Genomic DNA, 13632 nt, shown 5'->3' with positions numbered 1-13632 from the left:
ACGCACCATGACCTCGAACACCCCCTCAAACTGGCTTCCCGGCGATGTCGGGCAGGCGCTGCTCGTTGGCCGCGTGTGGCGCAAGGCAGGCGAACATGAAGGCCCCTCCGTCGTGCTCGTGCGCAACGGCGAAGTCATCGATATCACGGCCAGCGCGCCGACCACCGCGGATCTGTTCGACCGCGAGGACCTCGCGCAATTCGCGCGCACCGTGAGCGGCGAATCGCTCGGCCCGGTGCAGAAGCTGATCGAAGCGAATTTGCCCGGCAGCGGGGAGCCAGCGCTGCGTCTGCTCGCGCCCAACGACGTGCAGGCCATCAAGGCCTGCGGTGTGACGTTCGCGGTGAGCCTGATCGAGCGCGTGATCGAAGAGCAGGCGGGCGGCGATCCCGCGAAAGCGCAGGAGGTGCGCGAAACCATCGCGGCCACGATCGGCACCGATCTCTCGAAGATCAAGCCGGGCTCGGACGAAGCGATGAAGCTCAAGGCGGAACTCGAGCGGCGCGGCGCGTGGTCCCAGTACATGGAAGTGGGCATCGGGCCCGACGCGGAAGTGTTTTCGAAGTCGCAGCCCATGTCGGCGGTGGGCTTTGGCGCGGCTGTCGGCTTGCTGGCCGCTTCGGTCTGGAACAACCCCGAGCCGGAAATCGTGCTGGCCGTGAACAGCCGCGGCGAGATTGTCGGCGCGACGCTCGGCAACGACGTCAATCTGCGCGACATCGAAGGCCGCTCGGCGCTGCTGCTCGGCAAGTGCAAGGACAATAACGCCTCGTGCGCGATCGGCCCGTTCGTGCGTCTGTTCGACCAGTCGTTCAGCCTCGACACGGTGCGCAAGACGAGCGTCGCGCTGCGCGTGGAGGGCACGGACGACGACTTCGTCCTGGAAGGCATCAGCCACATGAGCGAAATCAGCCGCGATCCGGCCGACCTCGTGGCGCAGACGTGGGGCCCGCATCACCAGTATCCCGACGGTTTCATGCTCTTTCTCGGCACCATGTTCTCGCCGATCAAGGATCGCGACACGCAAGGCGGCGGCTTTACGCACCACCTTGGCGACAAGGTCACCATTTCCGCGCCGGAACTCGGCGCGCTGATCAACACCGTGCAATTGAGCACGGCTCTCGCGCCGTGGACCTTCGGCGTGCGCGCGCTCTATCGCAATCTGGCTGCGCGCGGATTGCTGTGAGCCACTGAATCGGGAAACGCGACATGAACCAGTTCGACAATTACATCGGCGGCCAGTGGGTGCGCGGCGCTACGGCATCCACCAACATCAATCCCTCCAATCTCGACGACGCGATCGGCGAGTTCGCGCAGGCAGACGACGCGCAGACGCGCGACGCCATCGCCGCCGCGCGCAAGGCCTTTGCGCAATGGTCGCTCTCCACGCCGCAGCAACGCTTCGATCTGCTCGACCAGGTGGGCAGTGTCATTCTCGCGCGCAAGGCCGAGTTGGGCCGCGTGCTGGCGCGCGAAGAGGGCAAGACGCTGCCCGAGGCCATCGGCGAGGTGGGCCGCGCGGCGCAGATCTTCAAGTTCTTCGCCGGCGAGGCGCTGCGCCTTGGCGGCGAGATCGTGCCTTCGGTGCGGCCCGGCATGACCGTCGAGGTGACGCGCGAGCCGATCGGCGTGATCGGGCTCATTACGCCCTGGAACTTTCCGATCGCCATTCCCGCCTGGAAGATCGCGCCCGCGCTGGCCTATGGCAACACGGTCGTCATCAAGCCTGCCGACCTCGTGCCGGCCAGCACGTGGGAGCTCGTGAAAATCATTGCGGAAGCGGGCACGCCGGCCGGCGTGATCAACCTCGTGATGGGGCGCGGCTCGGTGGTGGGCGAGGCGATCGTCAGCTCGCCCGATGTCGATGCCGTGAGTTTCACCGGCTCGGTCCCGACGGGCCGCGCGATCGGCGCGAAGTGTTTTGCAACGGGCAAGAAGTTCCAGCTGGAAATGGGCGGCAAGAATCCCATGGTCGTGCTCGACGACGCCAATCTCGACGTCGCCGTGGACGCCTGCATCAACGGCGCATTCTTCTCGACGGGGCAGCGCTGCACGGCGTCGAGCCGCCTCATCGTGACCGAAGGCATTCACGACCGTTTCATCGAAGCGATGAAGGCGCGCATGAAAACGCTGAAGACGGGCGACGCGCTGGCGGACGGCACGCATATCGGGCCGGTGGTGGACGACAAGCAGCTTCAGCAGGACGAGCGCTACATTGCGATCGCGCGTGAAGAGGGCGGCGAGGTGTACGGCGGCGAGCGTGTGGAAGGCGCCACGCGCGGCTACTTCCTTGCCCCCGCGCTGATCACCGGCACGACATCGCAAATGCGCATCAACCGCGAAGAAGTGTTCGGCCCCGTCGCCTCGGTCATCAAGGTGAAGGACTATCACGAGGCGCTCGCCGTGGCGAACGACACGGAGTTCGGTCTGTCGGCCGGCATCTGCACGACTTCGCTCAGTCATGCCAACCATTTCCGCCGCCATGTGCAGGCCGGCATGGTGATGGTGAACACCGCGACGGCGGGCGTGGACTATCACGTGCCGTTCGGCGGCCGCAAGGGTTCGAGCTACGGCCCGCGCGAGCAGGGCAGCTACGCTCGCGAGTTTTACACCACGGTCAAGACGGCGTACGTCAATCCGGGCGCAGTGTGAAGCCGCGCGGGCGGCGTACGGAAGACGCCGCCCGCGCCGGTGTTCAGATCATGCCGTGCACCACGGAGTGGGCGAGCCGCAGCAGATCGTCGAATTGCGTGACCAGTTCGAAACACACGAGAAATGTGAATGCGGCAGCCGCCCCGGGAAAGCGCACCATCAGGCGCAGAGCGGGCTCGGCGGTCCGCTTCCTGACTGCGTCGCGCGTCATCAGCCAGGTAATCACCACGCCGATTGCGGCGCCCGCGATCAAATCCGTGGGGTAGTGATAGCCCAGATACGCACGCGGCAGGCAGATAACGAGTACCACGTATAACATCACCAGCGCGCCGACCACACGCCATACCAGCAAGATCCCCATCGCAATCGCCACCCACAGCATGGCGTGATCGCTCGGGAACGAACTGAAGTCGGTGAGCCCGGCCGCCCGCAGCGACGACGAGGCGAAATGCAGATGCAGATCGGGATTGAATAGCGGCCGTTGGCGGAACGGCAGTAAACGCGCGAGGAGGCGTCCCACGGCGAGCGCGATCAGGCCGCTCGTCACCGTGGCGATCATCATCTCGCGCCGCCACTCGCGCCGCTCGTTCGGCTGAAACCAGATCCACCAGATGAGCGGGATGAGGAAATACCCCTTGAACGTATAGAGTCCCACCATCACCCGGATCGCATGATTGAGCAGTGGCGGCAGATCGACTTGGGTGAGGGCTCCCAGAATGACGGTATCGAAGCTGTTCATTTATTGTGGGCCATTCCGCTGACTTATTTACGAATGAGCAAGGCGGCCGGAAACGGAGGTCTCCGGCCGCCTTGGGGCCCGATGTTCCAGGCGCTAGCCATCGTAAGTTTCAATTCAGCGCGCATAGGTAAAGAATCGAAAGCAAGTGTAAATCGTGCTTGCTCCCGCCCTCACTGCGCCGCAGCGGCAGGCATCGTCCTGTGCGGCGTGCCTGCCGGCCCGCTGTTACGCCCCGTCACATATCGTTTCGTTTCCAAACGAACCGGGCCGCACAACGTGTCCGTTATCGGGTATGACCCCACATCGTTTCGGGCGATTTGCCCGGTTTCATCGCCTAGCCAGGCAGCAGGGAGCCGCTGCGCAGCGGCGTGGCGCCTGCCACCCACGCCACTTCCATCCCCGCCGTGGCGAAGCGCGTGCGTTGGCGTGCGTACAGCATGCCGGTCACGGAGCTCGTGATCGTGACGACGCGATCGGTCAGCGGATCGACCACATCGGCAATCGGCTGACCCGGTTCGACCCTCACGCCAACCGGCGTGCGGAACACGAGCACGCCGGAGGCCGGCGCAATGAGCGTTTCGGCGCCCGCGAACGGCGTGGCCGCGTATTCGAGCGCAGGCAGCGGCGCGGGCGTGCCCTCGATCACACCGCGATGCGTGAGGTAGTTGACGATGGCGTTCGCGTCGCGTTCGGCGAAGTCGTAGCTCACGTCTGCCTGGCCGCGCAACTCGATCGTCACGGACACCGCACCGTTGGGAATCGGAAAGCGTTCGCCGTAGCGCTCGCGCAGCGCGGACCAGCAGAAGCTGTGAATCTCGTCGAAGGGATTGCCGTCCGAATTGAGCGCGAAGAGCGACGCCTTCGCTTCCAGATAGCGCGCGAGCGGCTCGACATCGGCCCACAGGTCGGGGTTCGTGTAGAGATGCATCGCACCTTCGAAGTCGCAATGCAGGTCGAGCACGACATCGGCGTCGTACGACAGGCGTTGAAGCGCAAGACGCTGCGAGCCGAGTTCCGTGGTGGGCGTCTGTTCGTCGAGTGCCTCGCGCATCGCAGCGCGCACGACGGCCACGTTCTGCTGTGCGTCGCCGCTCAGGCGAGAGCCGACACGCGGGAGCACGAGTTCGGCGAGATCGTGGAAGTGGCGGTTGAAGTTGGCCGCGGTGCCGCTTTCGAAACGGCCGAGCAGCTGACCGAGCAGGCGCTGATTGAGGCCGATAGGATTGGGCACGGGCACGACGACGACCTCGCCGCGCAGCTTGCCTGCGGCTTCGAGCGCGGCAAGGCGTTGGCGCAGGGCCCAGGCGACGAGCATGCCCGGCAGTTCGTCGGCGTGCAGCGACGACTGGATGTAGATCTTCTGTGCGCCGGTGGGGCCGTAGTGGAAGCTCGTAAGGTGCCGCGCGGTGCCGAGCGCCGGCGAAATGAGCGGATGGGTCTGGATCTGCATGATGGCGTGAGGACGGAAGTTGCGGGCGGCGGAAAGGGCAAAAGGCGCGGGAGTTTCCCGCGCCTTCGTCGCTAATCATGTGCTCCGGTCAGACTCAGGAACCGTACACGTCGAATGCGAAGTAGCGCGATTCGATCTTCTTGTACGTGCCGTCCTTGAGCATGTCCGCGAGTGCCTTGTCGATCTTTGCCTTCAGGTCGGCCTCGTCCTTGCGCAGGCCGATGGCGGCGCCGTTGCCGAGAATGCCGCTGGGATCGCTCAGTTCGCCGTTCGTGAACGCGAAGCCTGCGCCGCGCGGGGTCTTCAGGAAGCTCAGGTCGGCTTGCACGGCGTCTTGCAGCGCGGCGTCGAGGCGGCCCGAGAGCAGGTCCGCATAGACCTGGTCCTGATCCTGGTAAGGCACGATCTTCACACCGTTCGGCGCCCAATTGGCTTTTGCGTAGGCTTCCTGGGTCGTGCCCTGTTCGACGCCGACCGTCTTGCCCTTCAACGAATCCGCCGTGGGCTGGAGGCTCGAGCCCTTCTTCGCGACGAGACGGCTAGGCGTGTGGAAGACTTTTGAGGAGAACGCGATTTGCGCTTCGCGCTGCGGCGTCATCGACATCGAGGAGAGGACGGCGTCGAACTTCTTCGCCTTGAGCGCCGGAATCATGCCGTCGAATTCGCTTTCCACCCACACGCACTTCGCGTTGATGCGTTTGCAGATTTCGTTGCCGACGTCGATGTCGAAGCCGACCAGCTTGCCGTCCGTGCTCTTCGATTCGAACGGGGGATAACTTGCGTCCACGCCAAAGCGGACGGTGGTCCAGTCCTTCGCACAGACCGAGGTGGCGACGGCGAGCATCGCAATGCACAGGGCAAACTTCTTCATTGACGTGGAGTCTCCAGTATGGCTTTCGACGCCGCCATGACGGATGGCGGCATGGTCAACAGCGGGCTGTCACGTCAGCCGTGTTGTATAGACAAGATAACGGCTCTCACATATTGAGACAACTAGGGTTTTTGCTGGCGGACGGTGTAAACGTGCAGACATGTGCGCGGTGCACACGGGAAGGAAGGGCGGGAGGTGGGGTCGGGCGTGCGTTGTAAGCGTTTATTGGCTAGACAACTTTGATGGGCCTAGCCTGACGTGGCCGAACAGGACTGCTGTCGCAGGGAGGGAGCGACGGACTTTGCACACGTAGGGAGAGGCAGGCGCGCGCATGAGGTTGCGCGCGCAACGAACAAGAGCTGGCGGGCGCGCCGATCAATCGTCGTCGCCGTGGTGATGTTCCCAGCCACGATGACGGCCGTGGTCGTGCCAGTGGTGTTCGCCTTCGTCGTGGTCGTAGCGGTAGTAGCCGTAGGCCGGGGCCGGTTCGTAAACCGCAGCGGGCGGTGCCGCATACACGACGGGCGGCGGTGCCTCGTACACCGGCTCGGGCGCGGCATAGACCGGACCGGGAACGCCGAGATAGACACCGATATCGGCATGGGCGGATGCCGCTGTGCTGACACACGTCCCTGCGAGTCCTGCGAGAAGATAAAACGTCAGGCGATTCATGATGATCTCTATTCCAGTCAACGGACGCGGTTGCGATGGAAGCGGATTCTAGTCGCTGGGCTTACGGACGGGATGCGCAGATTTGTCAATCGTGTAACCGCTGGTAAGGCCGCGCGAAAAAATAGCGAGCTTAAGGTTCTCATAAGGTAGTTGCGCGGATCTGAATGTCCGGTTGTGTGGGGCCGCCGCTTTGGGGCCATTACACGGTTATGCCTTTGCCATTACCCTACAGAGGTTGCTCGCGTCCGGGACAGGTTTCCCATGTGCACCGACGATCGAACTGCTACGCAAGCCTCCATGCCTGAATTCCGGACGCAGGGCGATGTCTGCTCGTTCGGGAATCAAGCCGTTGCATTGCGCTGGACACTCGAGGACGAACACCTCACTCGCTTCTCGCTCGTCGATTGCGCAAGAGCATGCGAGCTGCCGATCGTCGCGCCGTTCACGCTGACGTTCGCGGATGGCACCACGCTCGGTCTGGCCGGACTGCGGGTGCTTGCACCGGTACGGGAAGACGCGCTCGCGGCCAACCCGCACGCATCGCGCCTGGCCGAACGCGGTGAGGGCCAGCGCGTGAGCATCACGCTGGGCGACGCCCAGGGGCGTCTCGCGATTCAATGGAGCGTAGAGCAGCGCGACGGCGCGCGATATCTGCGCATGACGCTAAACGTGACGGCCCTGCGCCTGGACGAAGCCATTGGCGTCGTTTCATTGCTGCAGGCGCGCGCTGCCGCCGCGCAGACCGGCAGTGAACGCAAGGGCACGCCGGTCGTCGCGGGCAGCTTCTACCTGGGCTTCGAGTTGCCGCTTGCAACCAGCCACGTGGAGGCAGATAGCATCGCTTTTACGCTGCATCGCGCGTTGCCGCTGGAAAAGAACCGGACGCTGACTTACTCCGCCGTGGCCGGCGTGGCTCGCGACGGACAGTTGCGGCGTGATTTCTCCACATACCTCGAGCAGGAGCGCGCTCGCCCATATCAGCCGTTTCTGCACTACAACAGCTGGTGGGATATCGGTTATCTCACGCCTTATACGCAGGAGCAGGCGCTGGAGCGTATCGACGCAATCGGCCACGAGTTACATACCGCGCGCGGCGTGCAGATCGATTCGTTTCTTTTCGACGATGGCTGGGACGACCTTGGCGGCGGCTGGCATTTCAGCCAGGCGTTTCCTCATGGCTTTGCGCCGCTGCGCGACGCGGCGGCGCGCTATGGCGGCGCGCCCGGCGTTTGGCTGTCTCCCTGGGGCGGCTATTGCGCGCCGAAGGACGAACGCGTCACGCACGGCCGCGCCACGGGCTATGAGATCATCGACAATGGCTTTGCGTTATCGGGGCCTCGCTATTACGAGCGCTTTCGCGAAGTCGTGATGAGCCTGCTCGCGACAGACGGCGTGAACCAGTTCAAGTTCGACGGCACGGGCAACGCGGACCGTGTATTTCCAGGCAGCCTTTTCGATAGCGACTGGGACGCGGCAATCCAGCTCATCGGCGACATTCGCGCGGCGAAACCGGCAACCTTCATCAATCTCTCGACCGGCACGCATCCCTCGCCGTTCTGGCTGCGCTACGTCGACGCGATCTGGCGCGGTGGTAGTGACGACGGTCAGGCGGGCAGCGGCACGAACCGCGAGCGCTGGATCACGTATCGCGACGCGCAGACGTACCGCAACGTCGTGCTGCGCAGCCCGCTCTTTCCGCTCAATTCCCTGATGCTGCACGGCATTGTGCTGGCACAGTGCAATCCGCGCCTGAATGCGCCGGCAGGCGACGCATTCGCGCACGAGGTGCGGTCCTTCTTCGCGAGCGGTACGCAATTGCAGGAGCTATACATCACGCCTTCGCTGCTGGGCGAAGACGACTGGAACGTGCTCGCGCAAGCGGCCCGGTGGGCGCGCGCGAACAGCGATGTATTGCGCGACAGCCACTGGATCGGCGGCGCGCCCGACGAAGCGGCCATCTACGGCTGGGCCGCGTGGGCGCCGCACAAGGCATTCGTCACACTGCGCAATCCGCACGACCAGGCGCGGCGCTTTGCACTGGCGCTCTGGCATCAACTGGAATTGCCGGCCGAGGCGGCAGGACGATTTCGTGTGCGGAGTCTCTGGCATGCAGGCAAGAGCAGCATTCCCGCAATACTGGACGCGGACGTGCCGTGCGAAATCCAGCTCGCGCCATTCGAAGTGCTCACGCTGGAACTGCTGCCGACCGCTGGGGGCTAATACAACGCATTCGCCAGATGCACCGGCTTCGCTTCGATCTGGTGCAGGTCGAAGATCAGCACCTCGTTCTCGCCTTGCGTGAGCCACGGCGCGGGGCAAAACAAGCGCTGTTGCGGGCCGATACTCCAGTAGCGACCGAGATTGTGCCCATTGACCCAGACTACGCCCTTGGTCCAGTGGCTCATATCGAGCCAGGTGTCGCCGATTTCATCGATAACGAGGCGCGCCTTGAAAAAAAGCCCGGGTTTCAGCGGATTCGTGCAGCGTGCCTGCAACCCGGCGAAGTACGCCTCATCCATCGGCAGCGAAAAGGCTTCCCATTCCTCGAGCGATGAAACGGACCCGTCGGCGTAATGTATTTTCACGGGCTCCAGCAGGCCTTTGCGGTCGACGATCGCAGGCCCGAAGTTGACGCGGCCCATGGCCTCTACCAGGATCTCCAACGCGCCGGACGCGGCGGCGGGCAATGCGAGCGACGCGCGATGCGTCACGCGTAGCCGCTGTGAATAGTCGTGCGGAATCCACGCACGCGAGACGCCGCCCGCGTAGCGCTCGCCGACGAAGACCGTTGCATAGTCGTGAACGCCGCTGATATCCAGCGCGTCAGCGGGTTGCGACCGCAACGTTTTTCGATACAGCATGAAGCCGAATGGCTGGCCGTAGTGCTCGAACGGCAACGGAGCGACACTTGGCAAGGGCGCGGGGAGGTTGTCCCAGATCGAGGCATAGAGGGTGGGCGTCAGGGTGTGGCCCGCGACCGTGGGTATGGCGTCCGGGATCTCCGGCAACGGCTCGGCCAGGTAATGGGCGATGATGTCGCGATACTTCAGGTATTTCGCGGTGGCGGCCCCTTGCTCGTTAATTGGCGCGCCATAGTCGTAGCTCGTGATATCGGGTTGATAGTTGCCCGACTCGTCCATATTCGCGCCGGCATAAAAGCCAAAACTCGTGCCACCGTGAATGACATAGAGGTTGAACGACAATTGCGACTGCATGAATGCACTCAAGATGGCGGAAAGATCGTAATGCAGTCCCGCGAATTCAGGCTCGCCCCAATGCGTCAGCCAGCCCGGGTAGACCTCGCCCGCCATCGCGGGAACGGCAGGAAACGCGCGTCGCACCGTGGCGATTTGCGCCGCGTTGCCGTTGCTCAATGCAATGGCGCCACCCGTCACCGTCGTGCGATTGCGCTCGAGTTGCGCGAGGCCGTCCTCGGTGTAGAAGGGCCCCGTTACGCCGCCCCGTAGCCAGAGCTGCCTCAGTTCTTCGAGGTAAGCGGGATTACTTGCGTACGAACCGAATTCATTCTCTATCTGGATCATCAGGATCGGCCCGCCTGCATCGATCATCAACGGCTTGATGCGGGGAACCAGTTCGCCGATGTAGCGCGCAACCGCAGCCATGTAACGGGCATCGCTGGCGGAGTCGGTGCGAAGCCGGATGTCCGGTTCGCACAGCAGGTAAGCGGGAAGGCCTCCCAGGTCCCACTCGGCGCAAACGTAAGGCCCCGGACGCAGCAGCACCCACAGCGCTTCTTGCTGACACAGACGGATAAAGGCTTCGAGATCGCGGTTGCCGCTTTCGAAGTCGAACACGCCCCTGCGCGTCTCGTGGTAGTTCCACATGATGTACAGCGCAATGCAGTTCATGCCCATCGCTTTGGCCATGCGAATGCGATGCAGCCAGTACTCGCGTGGTATGCGCGCGGGATGCATCTCGCCGCTGCGAATCTGCAAGGGTTCGCCGTCGAGCAGGAAGTGCTCGCCGTTGGGACTGAACGAGAAGGTGTGGCTGCGTTCGAGACTCACGGTGCAATCGCGCCCTTGTATTTGCACACTCACGCACTATACTTCGACGGCTGATAGTAGAACGCTTAATTTCGCTTAAGCCTATAATTCGGCAAGAATACGCGCAAGTCAGATATGCCGAGCTATGTAACCGTATTGACGCAGTTACATTCGAATATGAAAAAGCGTGCTATTTTTCCGATTGCCAGTTCAACGCTTCTCGTCGCGGCGGGAATTTTCTGCATCGTCTTGTCACTCTCGACAAGGTCCCTGATCGGAACGCTTTTCATCGCAAGGATGCTGCTGTTCTGCGGCTTCGTGCATGCCTTGAATCTGTTCACGACGAAGGACTGGAAACTCGCTATCAGGCGCATTCCGCCAGTCATCGTGCCCATACTCATCGGCATTCTCATTCTGGTCAATGACAGCGCACGGGCTCGCGGGCTTACCGTGATGCTGATGATCTTTTTCGTGCTCGACGGCTTCTTCAAGATCATTGCTTCCGTCGGGCAGGACGTGAAGATCAACAACATCGGCATTGTCAGTGCGGCGCTGTCTTTCCTGCTCGCCATTTTTCTGGCCGCCAATTTCCCGAGCGTGCCGTTGCCCTTGCTCGGATTGTTCCTCGGGCTGGATCTCATTTCCATGGCCGTGGTGCCGTTTGGCGGCCGGGAGCGCAGGCGCGACCTGATCTGACCTGACGAAAGCGCAGTCGGCGGCCGCGTCACGGCCGCGCATCACGTTTCGCGCGCACACGGTATCGCCATCGATGCCCGTGTCAGTGTGCGGTTGCCGTTTTACACACGCAAAACCGACGGAGGCGATTCATGATCTTCGCAAATGGCTTTACGTTTTCGAACTTTATTATCGATACGTTTTCGATATTCATGTTCATTCTGTGGTTCTGGCTGTTCATCACGATCACGAGCGACCTGTTCCGTCGAACCGATATATCGGGCTTCCTGAAGATCGTCTGGGTGATCTTTCTGATTGTTTTGCCCTATATCGGCATATTTGCCTATGTCCTCACGCAAGGCAGGGACATGGCGCATCGCAACCAGGAACGGGCGCAGAAGGCGCGCGAAGAACTGCGCCACATAGTGGGCTACAGTGTCGCGGACGAAATCGAGAAGCTCGACAAGCTGAAAACGACGGGCTCGATTACCGACGACGAGTACAAGCGCCTGCGCGCGCGGCTCGTCGAATGAGAAGGGCAGCAGGCATGGCAACCGTCCATGCCTGAATCATGCAGCAAGCACGGGCTACGGCAACGTAGCCCGTCGCGTCATCCGGTCATTCAGTACCCGAAACGATCTTCGAGATCCTCCAGTTGCTTCTCGTCACCAGCACGTAGTCGCCGTTCACGCCAAGCCATTGCTGGCCGCGCTTCGGTGCGTCCAGGTTATGCGACTTCCAGTCTTTCATCTGGTAGTTGTAATGCCGATACTTCGAGGGAACCTGTTGGCCCTCATGCCAGTCGCGATGCGGCATGGTCGGCATGACCTGCTGGCGACCTGTCCCCTGGCTTTGGTCTGCACCCGATGCTGCGTCTTGCGCCATTGCGGAAGAGGCAACACCGAGGAGGAGCGCAGCGATGACTGAGAGGACGAGTTGGCTTTTCATGATTCGATCTCCGGAGGCAAGAAGATGATTGACGTCACCATGACTATGGCTTCTTCGGTTATAGAACATCCCGAAATCCGTGATATCCAGTTGTGCGAACGTGCCCTTAAAAGCGTATGGGCAAAGGCTGGAAAACGAACGAATCTAGCGGTGTGAATAAGGGTGTGAAGCGTCTATCCATAGTAGTAAACGGAATTCCGACTTCAAGTAATTTACGAGTGGTTGATTTTGCGGCGGTTTTGCGTAATTCCTGTGAATGCATGAAAGCGCTGCTTGTTAGATAACGATCGAAACGTTATGCGTTTTTCGCGCGCTTGAGCATTCGCGAATTGCGCACATCGGGGGCTCTGATTTGCAGTTTGAGTGAACATCGCAATGATCCGGTCGGGTACGGCGCAATGAGCCATTCGGGGCGCGCGCGTACCGTCTCTATTTTTCGGTGGAGCCTCGCGTGCCAAACTGCGAACCCAGACGCTGCAGACCGTGGCTGATCGGCATTGCGGCAATGTTGCTGCTGGCGGGCAACGGATGCCGCGACAGGCAAGCTCAGAGCGGCGCGGCGCCACCGCCGCCGAGCGTGCTCGTCGTAACGGTTGCGGCGCAAACGATTCCCCGCGAGATCGAACTGCCGGGGCGGATCGAAGCGATCCGTTCGGCGGAAGTGCGCGCACGCGTGGACGGGATCGTCGAGCGGCGGCTCTTCGAGGAGGGCACCGACGTGCGCGCCGGGGCGCCGCTCTTTCTGATCGATTCGCGCGACTACGAGGCTGCATTGCAGCAGGCCCAGGCCGCGCTCAACCGGGCCCGGGCCGTGCAGGGCAATGCGGCCTCGGAGGTGGCGCGCTTCAAGCCGCTGGTGGCACGCCAGGTCGTGAGCGCCCAGGAGTTCGAGGCCGCGACGGCCGCACTGCAGCAGGCCGACGCGAATGTTGCGGATGCACGCGCCGCGGTGACGCTCGCGCAGCTTCGCCTCGATCGATGCACGGTTCGCGCGCCGATAGCGGGCCGTGTGGGGCGCGCGCTCGTCACCGAAGGCGCGCTGGTCAGTGCTGCGGGCGCAACCTTGCTCACGCAGGTCAACCAGCTAACGCCGGTGAATGCCGTTTTTACGCAGTCGAATATTTCGTTGCTGGAAGTACGCAAACAGATCGCGTCAGGCACGCTCGCGGCGCCGGCCGCCCGCGCGCAAGTGTGGCTCACGCTCGGGAACGGCGACGACTATGGCGAGCCGGGCGTGCTCGACTTCACCGATCTCGTCGTCGATCCTTCCACCGGGACGCAGGTGCTGCGCGCGCGCTTCAGCAATGCATCGCGCATCTTGTTGCCGGGGCAGTTCGTGCGCGGGCGCGTCGTGATCGGGACGATACCGAACGGCCTCGTCGTCCCCGCGCGCGCCGTGCAGTTCGACAGCAACGGTGCGAACCTCTCGCTCGTCGCCGACGACGGCACCGTCGTGCGCCGCAATGTCGTGCTCGGCCCGCAGGAAGCGGGGCAATGGGTCGTGAAGGATGGGCTGGAGCCGGGAGAGCGCGTCATCGTCGACGGCTGGCAAAGGGTGCAGCCGGGGCAGCGCGTGGACGCCCATCCCTTCACCGCGCCGGCCCACTCCTGAGCGGCG

Annotated in this window: 13 protein-coding genes; 7 read left to right on the top strand and 6 right to left on the bottom strand. The window is 62.7% G+C overall.

The window, feature by feature from the left end; genetic code table 11:
* Positions 1-7: 7 nt before the first annotated feature.
* Both AB3X98_RS02005 and AB3X98_RS02000 read left to right on the top strand, forming a co-directional pair.
* Positions 8-1186, top strand: coding sequence for a fumarylacetoacetate hydrolase family protein (locus tag AB3X98_RS02005; protein ID WP_368604705.1), 1179 nt, complete (start codon positions 8-10; stop codon positions 1184-1186).
* 23 nt (positions 1187-1209) lie between these two features.
* Entirely contained in the window at positions 1210-2652 is a 1443-nt protein-coding gene (locus tag AB3X98_RS02000) for an aldehyde dehydrogenase family protein (protein WP_368604704.1), read from the top strand.
* A gap of 43 nt (positions 2653-2695) precedes the next feature.
* Here the strand turns inward: AB3X98_RS02000 and AB3X98_RS01995 are convergent, their stop codons facing one another.
* From AB3X98_RS01995 to AB3X98_RS01980, 4 genes are all read right to left on the bottom strand, one after another.
* Positions 2696-3391 (bottom strand): phosphatase PAP2 family protein, encoded by a 696-nt coding sequence (locus AB3X98_RS01995; RefSeq protein ID WP_368604703.1) that lies wholly within the window; start codon positions 3389-3391, stop codon positions 2696-2698.
* A 334-nt stretch (positions 3392-3725) separates the two neighbouring features.
* Positions 3726-4841 (bottom strand): succinylglutamate desuccinylase/aspartoacylase family protein, encoded by a 1116-nt coding sequence (locus tag AB3X98_RS01990; RefSeq protein ID WP_069262341.1) that lies wholly within the window; start codon positions 4839-4841, stop codon positions 3726-3728.
* A 94-nt stretch (positions 4842-4935) separates the two neighbouring features.
* Positions 4936-5712 (bottom strand): ABC transporter substrate-binding protein, encoded by a 777-nt coding sequence (locus AB3X98_RS01985; RefSeq protein ID WP_368604702.1) that lies wholly within the window; start codon positions 5710-5712, stop codon positions 4936-4938.
* Positions 5713-6087: 375 nt separating this feature from the next.
* Positions 6088-6384 carry a hypothetical protein gene (locus tag AB3X98_RS01980; protein WP_069262339.1) on the bottom strand — a complete coding sequence of 99 codons (297 nt, stop codon included), beginning with the start codon at positions 6382-6384 and terminating at the stop codon, positions 6088-6090.
* A 297-nt stretch (positions 6385-6681) separates the two neighbouring features.
* On the opposite strand from AB3X98_RS01980, the gene AB3X98_RS01975 reads away from it, so the two are divergent.
* Positions 6682-8604 carry an enterotoxin gene (locus AB3X98_RS01975; protein WP_368604701.1) on the top strand — a complete coding sequence of 641 codons (1923 nt, stop codon included), beginning with the start codon at positions 6682-6684 and terminating at the stop codon, positions 8602-8604.
* On the opposite strand, the gene AB3X98_RS01970 is transcribed toward AB3X98_RS01975, so the two are convergent.
* Positions 8601-10412: a beta-galactosidase gene (locus tag AB3X98_RS01970; RefSeq protein ID WP_368604700.1), complete on the bottom strand. Its 1812-nt coding sequence runs from the start codon at positions 10410-10412 to the stop codon at positions 8601-8603. The two genes, AB3X98_RS01975 and AB3X98_RS01970, sit on opposite strands and share 4 nt — an antisense overlap.
* 114 nt (positions 10413-10526) lie before the next feature.
* On the opposite strand from AB3X98_RS01970, the gene AB3X98_RS01965 reads away from it, so the two are divergent.
* Positions 10527-11087: a hypothetical protein gene (locus AB3X98_RS01965; RefSeq protein WP_368604699.1), complete on the top strand. Its 561-nt coding sequence runs from the start codon at positions 10527-10529 to the stop codon at positions 11085-11087.
* Between the two features lie 131 nt (positions 11088-11218).
* Positions 11219-11599, top strand: a complete 381-nt coding sequence (locus tag AB3X98_RS01960; protein ID WP_069262336.1) for an SHOCT domain-containing protein — start codon at positions 11219-11221, stop codon at positions 11597-11599.
* An 85-nt stretch (positions 11600-11684) separates the two neighbouring features.
* Here the strand turns inward: AB3X98_RS01960 and AB3X98_RS01955 are convergent, their stop codons facing one another.
* Positions 11685-12014 (bottom strand): RcnB family protein, encoded by a 330-nt coding sequence (locus AB3X98_RS01955; RefSeq protein ID WP_069262335.1) that lies wholly within the window; start codon positions 12012-12014, stop codon positions 11685-11687.
* A gap of 24 nt (positions 12015-12038) precedes the next feature.
* On the opposite strand from AB3X98_RS01955, the gene AB3X98_RS01950 reads away from it, so the two are divergent.
* Positions 12039-12170, top strand: coding sequence for a hypothetical protein (locus tag AB3X98_RS01950; protein ID WP_256094503.1), 132 nt, complete (start codon positions 12039-12041; stop codon positions 12168-12170).
* 295 nt (positions 12171-12465) lie between these two features.
* Positions 12466-13626, top strand: coding sequence for an efflux RND transporter periplasmic adaptor subunit (locus AB3X98_RS01945; protein ID WP_342948303.1), 1161 nt, complete (start codon positions 12466-12468; stop codon positions 13624-13626).
* The last annotated feature ends 6 nt before the right edge of the window (positions 13627-13632 follow it).

Origin of the sequence: Paraburkholderia sp. BR14312, from assembly GCF_040948675.1 — a bacterium.
Taxonomy (GTDB): Bacteria; Pseudomonadota; Gammaproteobacteria; order Burkholderiales; family Burkholderiaceae; genus Paraburkholderia; species Paraburkholderia nodosa_A.
Note: the sequence above shows the minus strand (reverse complement) of the source record. Positions and strands in the feature narration are given on the sequence as shown.